Raw genomic sequence first — 7,321 nt, 5'->3', positions numbered from 1 at the left:
TGGCGCTCGGGTCGACCTGCACACCCGGGCCCATCGTCGTCGAGAACACGGTCTTCTTGATGTAGCGACCCTTCGAGCTGGAGGGCTTCAGCCGGAGAATCTCCTCCAGTGCGGCGCCGTAGTTCTCCACCAGCTGGGCCTCGTCGAAGGAGACCTTGCCGATGATGAAGTGCAGGTTCGCGTGCCGGTCGACCCGGAACTCGATCTTGCCGCCCTTGATGTCGGTGACGGCCTTCGTCACGTCCGGGGTGACCGTGCCGGTCTTCGGGTTCGGCATCAGACCACGCGGTCCGAGCACCCGGCCCAGCCGGCCGACCTTGCCCATCATGTCGGGGGTGGCGACGACGGCGTCGAAGTCGAGCCAGCCGTCGGTCACCTTCTTGATCATGTCGTCGTCACCGACGAAGTCGGCGCCGGCGGCCCTGGCGGCCTCGGCCTTCTCACCGGTGGCGAAGACGAGGACCCGTGCCGTCTTGCCGGTGCCGTGCGGAAGGTTGACGGTGCCGCGCACCATCTGGTCGGCCTTGCGGGGGTCGACCCCGAGGCGCATCGCGACGTCGATGGTCGAGTTGAACTTCTTACCGGTCGCACCCTTCTTGGCGAACTTGATCGCCTCGAGCGGGGTGTACAGGTGGTCGAAGTCGATCTCTTCCGCGATCGCGCGGTAGCTCTTGCTGCGCTGAGTCATGAGTGTTCCTCTCTGGGATGTGGTGTCACGGGCGGCGCTTCGCCCTGCCACAACTGCTGTTCGGTACTACATGTCCAACGGCTGGGCCGAGGGACTTATTTCTCGACGACGACGCCCATCGAACGGGCGGTGCCCTCGATGATCTTCATCGCGGCGTCGATGTCGCGGGCGTTCAGGTCCGGCATCTTGGTGGTGGCGATCTCGCGGACCTGGTCCTTGGTGATCTTGCCGACCTTGTCCTTCTGCGGGACGGCCGAACCCTTCTGCAGGCCCGCGGCCTTCTTGATCATCTCCGGCGCCGGCGGCGTCTTGGTGATGAAGGTGAAGGAGCGGTCTTCGTAGATGGTGATCTCGACCGGCACGACGTTTCCGCGCATGGACTCCGTCTGGGCGTTGTACGCCTTGCAGAACTCCATGATGTTGACGCCGTGCGGACCGAGCGCGGTACCGACCGGCGGGGCCGGCGTCGCGGCACCGGCCTGGAGCTGCACCTTCACGAGGGCAGCGATCTTCTTCTTGGGAGGCATTCTCTCGGGTCCTTAGACTTTCTGGATCTGGCTGAAGCTGAGTTCCACCGGGGTCTCCCGGCCGAAGATCTCCACCAGCGCCTTGATCCGCTGGGCGTCGGCATTGATCTCCGTGATCGTGGCGTGCAGGGTCGCGAACGGCCCGTCGACCACCATGACCGAGTCGCCCACACCGAAGTCGGCGACCTCGACCTTCTTCTTGGCCGCGGTCTTGGTGGGTGCGGCGCCGGTCTCGGCAGCCGCCGCCTCGGCCGCCGCCACGACGGCCGGAGCGAGCATCTTCTCGACCTCTTCGAGGCTGAGCGGGACGGGCTTCTGGCTGTTCCCGACGAAGCCGGTCACCGACGGCGTGTGCCGCACGGTCGACCAGGACTCGTCCGTCAGGTCCATCCGGACCAGCACGTAGCCGGGAAGCACGGTGCGCTTCACCATCCGGCGCTGGCCGTTCTTGATCTCGGCGACCTCTTCGGTCGGCACGACGATCTCGAAGATGTAGTCCTCCATGTTCAGGGAGTTGATCCGGTTCTCCAGGTTGCCCTTGACCCGGTTCTCCATCCCTGAGTACGTGTGCACCACGTACCAGTCGCCGATCTGGGAGCGCAGCGTGCTGCGCAGCTCCTCCAGCGGGTCGCCCGGCTCCTCCGGCACGACCTCTTCGGCCACGTCCGCCCCGACCGTCTCCTCGAGGGCGTCGGAGTCCGCGTCCTCGTCGTCGGAGTCGCTGGAATAGGCGACCTCGTCGGGAGCGGTCTCCGGCTCGGTGGTGTCGTCCGGAGCGGTCTCGGCGGTCTCGGCGGCCAACTCGTCCGTCGCGTCCTCGACATCGCCCTCGGTGACGACCTCGTCGTCCTCCGCCGCGTTGCCGGTGGCGACGATCACGATCGGCTCGTCGTCGGAGTCGTCCTCGTCCGGCGTGCCTTCCTCGGCGTCGTCGTCGGCCGCGTACTCCGCGACCTCCTCGGCGGGCTCGTCGTCGTCCTCGTCGTCAGCCGCGGCCACGGGCTCGACGAACGGGTCGTCGTCCTCGGCGGCGGGAGCGAACAAGTCGTCGTCATCGTCGTCCGAGTCGTCGAAGTCGAAGCTCTCGAGGTCGAGGTCGTCGTCGGAGTCAGCGGGTACGTCGACGTCGGCCTCCGGGTCGAGGACCTCGTCGTCGCGCTGGTCGGACACGTTGTACTCCGTCATCTGTGCATCGTGGGGGTGAATCTGGTGGATCCTGCCGCTCCGTACTGGCCGCTGTGCTCCAAGACGGCCGGCGGCCCGGTCCGGGTCAGCCGAAGATCTTGAACATCGCCCAGCCGAAGGCGAGGTCGAGGACCGACACGATCGCGATGACGAACACCACGAAGGTCAGCACGACCACGAAGTAGGTGGACAGCTGCTTGCGGGTCGGCCAGACGACCTTGCGGAGCTCGGCGACCACCTGGCGGTAGAAGCGCAGCAGGCGATTGCCCTGCTTGCCCTCCGCCGGCTTGCCGGCGCCGGACGGTGCCGGGGTGCGCGTCTCCGTCACGACCTACCTCTTTCGCTAGCGGCGGCCTGACCGACCCGTTGCCGGTCAGGATTTGCAGGGCACGAGGGACTTGAACCCCCAACCTTCGGTTTTGGAGACCGATGCTCTGCCAGTTGAGCTAGTGCCCTCTGCAAAGTTCCAGACGCCGCTAGACCTGATCTCGGGCATGCCGAGTCAGGGCCATCTACGCCCGGACTAGAAGAGTGTACGGGGTCCGGGCCACCTGGTCGAACTGAGGCCCACCCCGCCACGACTCCCACCCAAGCGCCGTACCGCGCCCAGAACCTTACCTTCCCTACCCCCGGCCAACGCCGCACACCCCCTGTCCGTTCCCGCCACCCGGGACCGGATCGCCAGGCCTGGCGATCACTTGGCGATACCCAGGTGTCACCCGGTGCTGGGCAGTGCCAGGATGGGGTCATGGCTTCCCGCATTTCTGCACGTATCGGTGCAATCAGTGAATCGGCCACCCTCGCTGTCGACGCGAAGGCGAAGGCCCTCAAGGCCGCCGGTCGCCCGGTGATCGGCTTCGGCGCCGGTGAACCGGACTTCCCGACCCCGGACTACATCGTCGAGGCCGCCCTCGAGGCCGTCCGCGATCCGAAGAACCACCGCTACACCCCGGCAGGTGGTCTGCCGGAGCTGAAGCAGGCGATCGTCGAGAAGACGAAGCGGGATTCGGGGTACGAGGTCGAGGCCTCCCAGGTGCTCGTCACCAACGGCGGCAAGCACGCCGTCTACAACACGTTCGCGACGCTGCTCGACCCGGGCGACGAGGTGCTGCTGCCGGCGCCGTACTGGACCACCTACCCGGAGGCGATCAAGCTCGCCGGCGGCGTCCCGGTCGAGGTGCTGGCCGACGAGACCCAGAACTACCTGGTCACGGTCGAGCAACTGGAGGCGGCCCGGACCGAGAAGACGAAGGCGCTGGTGTTCTGCTCGCCGTCGAACCCGACCGGCGCGGTGGAGAGCCCGGAAGCGATCGAGGCGATCGGCCGCTGGGCGCTGGAGCACGGCATCTGGGTGATCACCGACGAGATCTACGAGCACCTGACCTACGGCGGCGCGAAGGCGACGTCGCTGCCGGTCGCGGTACCGGAGCTGGCCGACACCACCGTCGTCCTGAACGGCGTCGCCAAGACCTACGCGATGACCGGCTGGCGGGTCGGCTGGATGATCGGCCCGAAGGACGTCATCAAGGCAGCCGCGAACCTGCAGTCGCACCAGACCTCGAACGTCTCCAACGTGTCCCAGCGGGCCGCGATCGCCGCGCTGACCGGTGACCTGAGCGCGGTCGAGGAGATGCGGAAGGCCTTCGACCGGCGCCGCAAGACGATGGTGCAGATGCTGAACGAGATCCCCGGCGTCGAGTGCCCCGAGCCGACCGGCGCGTTCTACGCGTACCCGTCGGTGAAGGGCGTGCTCGGCAAGGAGATCAACGGGCGGGTCGCGACGACCTCGACCGAGCTGGCCGAGATCATCCTCGAGGAGGCCGAGGTGGCCGTCGTACCGGGCGAGGCGTTCGGCGCTCCCGGCTACCTGCGGCTGTCCTATGCCCTCGGCGACGACGACCTGGTCGAAGGCGTCTCCCGGATCCAGAAGCTGCTGAGCTGAGCTCACGATCGTGATCGGACCGTCCCTCGCCAAGGGTGGTGGACGGCCCGATTTCTGTCTCAGCCGGTTGCCTCGGTAACCTTCTGTAATGACGCATCGGGACCTGCGGCTGCTGCCGAAGACCCATCTGCACCTGCACTTCTCCGGCTCGATGCGGCACCTGACCCTGGTCGAGCTCGCGGACACCCACGGTGTGCGGCTGCCGGACGCCCTCCGCACCGACTGGCCGCCCGAGCTGTCCGCCGCGGACGAGCGCGGCTGGTTCCGGTTCCAGCGCCTGTACGACATCGCCCGGTCCGTACTGCGCACCGAGGACGACGTACGCCGCCTGGTCCGTGAGGCGGCCGAGGACGATCGAGCCGACGGATCCCGCTGGCTGGAGATCCAGGTGGATCCGTCCGGGTACGCGAACCGCTTCCACGGGATCACCGAGTTCACCGATCTCGTGCTCGACGCGGCCCGGGATGCGTCCGCGTCCACCGGGATCGCCGTCCAGGTGGTGATCGCGGCGAACCGCACTCGCCACCCGCTCGACGCGAGGACGCTGGCACGGTTGGCAGCGCAGTACGTCGGACGCGGGGTCGTCGGTTTCGGGCTGTCCAACGACGAGCGCCGCGGCACCACGTCGGAGTTCGCACCGGCCTTCCGGATCGCCCGCCACGCCGGGCTGCTCGCGGCACCTCACGGTGGTGAGCTGTGCGGCCCCGCGACCGTGCGGACCTGCCTCGACGAGCTCGGCGCCGGACGAATCGGCCACGGCGTGCGCTCTGTCGAAGACCCGGATCTGCTGAAGCGACTGGTCGACGCGCAGGTCGCACTGGAGGTCTGCCCGGCATCCAACGTGTCGCTGGGGGTCTACCGCAGTGCAGAGGACGTTCCACTGCGACAGCTGTACGAGGCGGGCGCCCGGATCGCACTGGGAGCCGACGACCCGCTGCTGTTCGGGTCGCGGCTCGCGGAGCAGTACGAGACGGCCCGCAGCGTCCACCACTTCACCGACACAGAACTGGCCGACCTCGCCCGAGGCTCAGTACTGGCCTCAACCGCGCCGGCCGAAGTACAAAAAGGCCTCCTCGCCGAGATCGACGCCTGGCTCGGCGTCGACCAGGCCGCCCCAGCCCAGGCCCCGGCCGGCACCTACTAGCCAACCTCCAAGCCACGGGCTTACGTTGCGGGCATGATGCCGACCAAGATCCTGCTGCCTGAGGACGAGCTGCCGACCCGCTGGTACAACGTGCTGCACGATCTGCCCACGCCTCCGCCGCCGGTATTGCACCCCGGCACCGGACAGCCTGTCGGACCGGACGACCTGGCTCCGCTGTTCCCGATGGACCTGATCCTGCAGGAGGTGTCGCAGGACCAGTACATCGACATTCCCGGCGAGGTGCTCGACGTCTACCGCCTGTGGCGACCAAGCCCGCTCTACCGGGCGCACCGACTCGAGAAGGCACTGGATACCCCGGCGCGGATCTACTACAAGTACGAAGGCGTCTCCCCGGCCGGCTCGCACAAGCCGAACACGGCGGTTCCCCAGGCTTATTACAACGCCAAGGCCGGAGTCCGGAAGCTGACCACCGAGACCGGTGCCGGGCAATGGGGAACCGCGCTGGCGTTCGCGTGCGCGCAGTACGGGTTGGAGTGTGAGGTGTGGCAGGTGCGGGCGTCGTACGACCAGAAGCCGTACCGCCGGACCATGATGGAGGTGTTCGGCGCCACCGTGCACCCGAGCCCGTCGGACCTGACCGAGGCCGGGCGGAAGATCCTCGTCGGGGACCCGACCTCCACCGGGTCGCTCGGCATCGCCATCAGCGAGGCGGTCGAGGTCGCGCTGCAGGACGAGTCGATCCACTACGCGCTCGGCAGCGTGCTGAACCACGTGCTGCTGCACCAGACGATCATCGGCGAGGAAGCCCTGATGCAGCTCGCCATGGTCGGCGAGACGCCTGACCTGCTGGTCGGCTGCACCGGCGGCGGCTCGAACTTCGGCGGTCTCGCCTTCCCCTTCCTGCGGGAGAAGTGGGCCGGGAAGATGGCACCGGTGATCCGCGCGGTCGAACCGGCCGCCTGCCCGTCGCTCACGCAGGGCACCTACGCGTACGACTTCGGCGACACCATCGGGATGACGCCGCTGATGAAGATGCACACGCTCGGGCACGACTTCGTCCCGGATCCGATCCACGCGGGCGGGCTGCGGTACCACGGGATGAGCCCGCTGATCAGCCACCTGTACGAGACCGGTGAGATCGAGGCGATCGCCAAGCAGCAGTCGGAGTGCTTCGCGGCCGGGGTGCTGTTCGCCCGCGCCGAGGGCATCCTGCCGGCGCCCGAACCGACGCACGCGCTCGCCGCGGCGATCGAGGAAGCCCAGCGCTGCAAGGAGTCCGGCGAGGAGAAGGTCATCCTCACCGCGCTCTGCGGCCACGGCCACCTGGACCTGGCCGCGTACGACGCTTATCTGTCCGGCTCGATGACCGACCGCTCCTGGGACGACGCCGACCTCCAGGCCTCGGTTGCCCACGCACTCGAGCGGCTGCCCGCGGTCAACTAGAAGCGCCGCCACCAGGGCTTGGGGCGTTTGGCGACCGCTCCGAGCCACCCCGCCGGGACTTCCCAGCCCTTGGCGGCGATGCCCTCGAAGTACGCCGCCTTGACACTGTCCGGGAGCCAGTACGACGCGCTGTCGTGCTGCGCCCCGCTCCGATGGTGCTCGAAGAACGTGGTCCGCCGGCCCCGGCTCCAGACAGTCGCCGCGGAAGAGCAGTAGGCCAGCCTGGTGAAGTCCCACCGGGCCTGCTCGTCCGCCATGTCGAAGGTGCGCTCGGCAACAGTCAGCAGCCCGCGCTTCGGCTCCACCGCACTGTTGATCTCCTCGATCAGCCCCTGTACTACGGCCCGGTCGGCCGTCAATTCGTGGGGCAACCACAACTCCCGCGGATCCAGCACCACCGGCCCGATCCAAGGCGCCACCACCTCGAGGAA

8 protein-coding genes and 1 tRNA gene are annotated in these 7,321 nt (G+C 68.0%); 3 read left to right on the top strand and 6 right to left on the bottom strand.

The window, feature by feature from the left end:
* From rplA to VFG33_RS10815, 5 genes are all read right to left on the bottom strand, one after another.
* The coding region (gene rplA, locus VFG33_RS10835; RefSeq protein ID WP_325025094.1) for a 50S ribosomal protein L1 at window positions 1-688 on the bottom strand (688 nt) is incomplete at its 3' end.
* Window positions 689-783: 95 nt separating this feature from the next.
* Window positions 784-1,215, bottom strand: coding sequence for a 50S ribosomal protein L11 (gene rplK / locus VFG33_RS10830; protein WP_132190583.1), 432 nt, complete (start codon window positions 1,213-1,215; stop codon window positions 784-786).
* A gap of 12 nt (window positions 1,216-1,227) precedes the next feature.
* Window positions 1,228-2,094: a transcription termination/antitermination protein NusG gene (gene nusG / locus VFG33_RS10825; RefSeq protein WP_414672942.1), complete on the bottom strand. Its 867-nt coding sequence runs from the start codon at window positions 2,092-2,094 to the stop codon at window positions 1,228-1,230.
* A 391-nt stretch (window positions 2,095-2,485) separates the two neighbouring features.
* A complete protein-coding gene (gene secE, locus VFG33_RS10820; RefSeq protein WP_325025088.1) occupies window positions 2,486-2,728 on the bottom strand; it encodes a preprotein translocase subunit SecE in 243 nt (80 codons plus the stop codon).
* A 55-nt stretch (window positions 2,729-2,783) separates the two neighbouring features.
* Window positions 2,784-2,856, bottom strand: a tRNA-Trp gene (locus VFG33_RS10815).
* 292 nt (window positions 2,857-3,148) lie between these two features.
* On the opposite strand from VFG33_RS10815, the gene VFG33_RS10810 reads away from it, so the two are divergent.
* The 3 genes from VFG33_RS10810 to VFG33_RS10800 all read left to right on the top strand — a co-directional run bounded on the left by VFG33_RS10810 (window position 3,149) and on the right by VFG33_RS10800 (window position 6,890).
* Entirely contained in the window at window positions 3,149-4,342 is a 1,194-nt protein-coding gene (locus VFG33_RS10810; protein WP_325025086.1) for a pyridoxal phosphate-dependent aminotransferase, read from the top strand.
* An 88-nt stretch (window positions 4,343-4,430) separates the two neighbouring features.
* The gene (locus tag VFG33_RS10805) at window positions 4,431-5,486 is read left to right on the top strand and encodes an adenosine deaminase (protein ID WP_325025084.1); all 1,056 of its coding nucleotides are present in this window, start codon (window positions 4,431-4,433) and stop codon (window positions 5,484-5,486) included.
* A 33-nt stretch (window positions 5,487-5,519) separates the two neighbouring features.
* Window positions 5,520-6,890, top strand: a complete 1,371-nt coding sequence (locus VFG33_RS10800; protein WP_325025082.1) for a TrpB-like pyridoxal phosphate-dependent enzyme — start codon at window positions 5,520-5,522, stop codon at window positions 6,888-6,890.
* On the opposite strand, the gene VFG33_RS10795 is transcribed toward VFG33_RS10800, so the two are convergent.
* A partial coding sequence (locus VFG33_RS10795) for a hypothetical protein (protein WP_325025080.1) occupies window positions 6,887-7,321 on the bottom strand: 435 nt, incomplete at its 5' end. The genes VFG33_RS10800 and VFG33_RS10795 overlap by 4 nt on opposite strands.

The sequence above is a fragment of the Kribbella sp. genome, assembly GCF_035687465.1.
Taxonomy (GTDB): Bacteria; Actinomycetota; Actinomycetes; order Propionibacteriales; family Kribbellaceae; genus Kribbella.
Note: the sequence above shows the minus strand (reverse complement) of the source record. Positions and strands in the feature narration are given on the sequence as shown.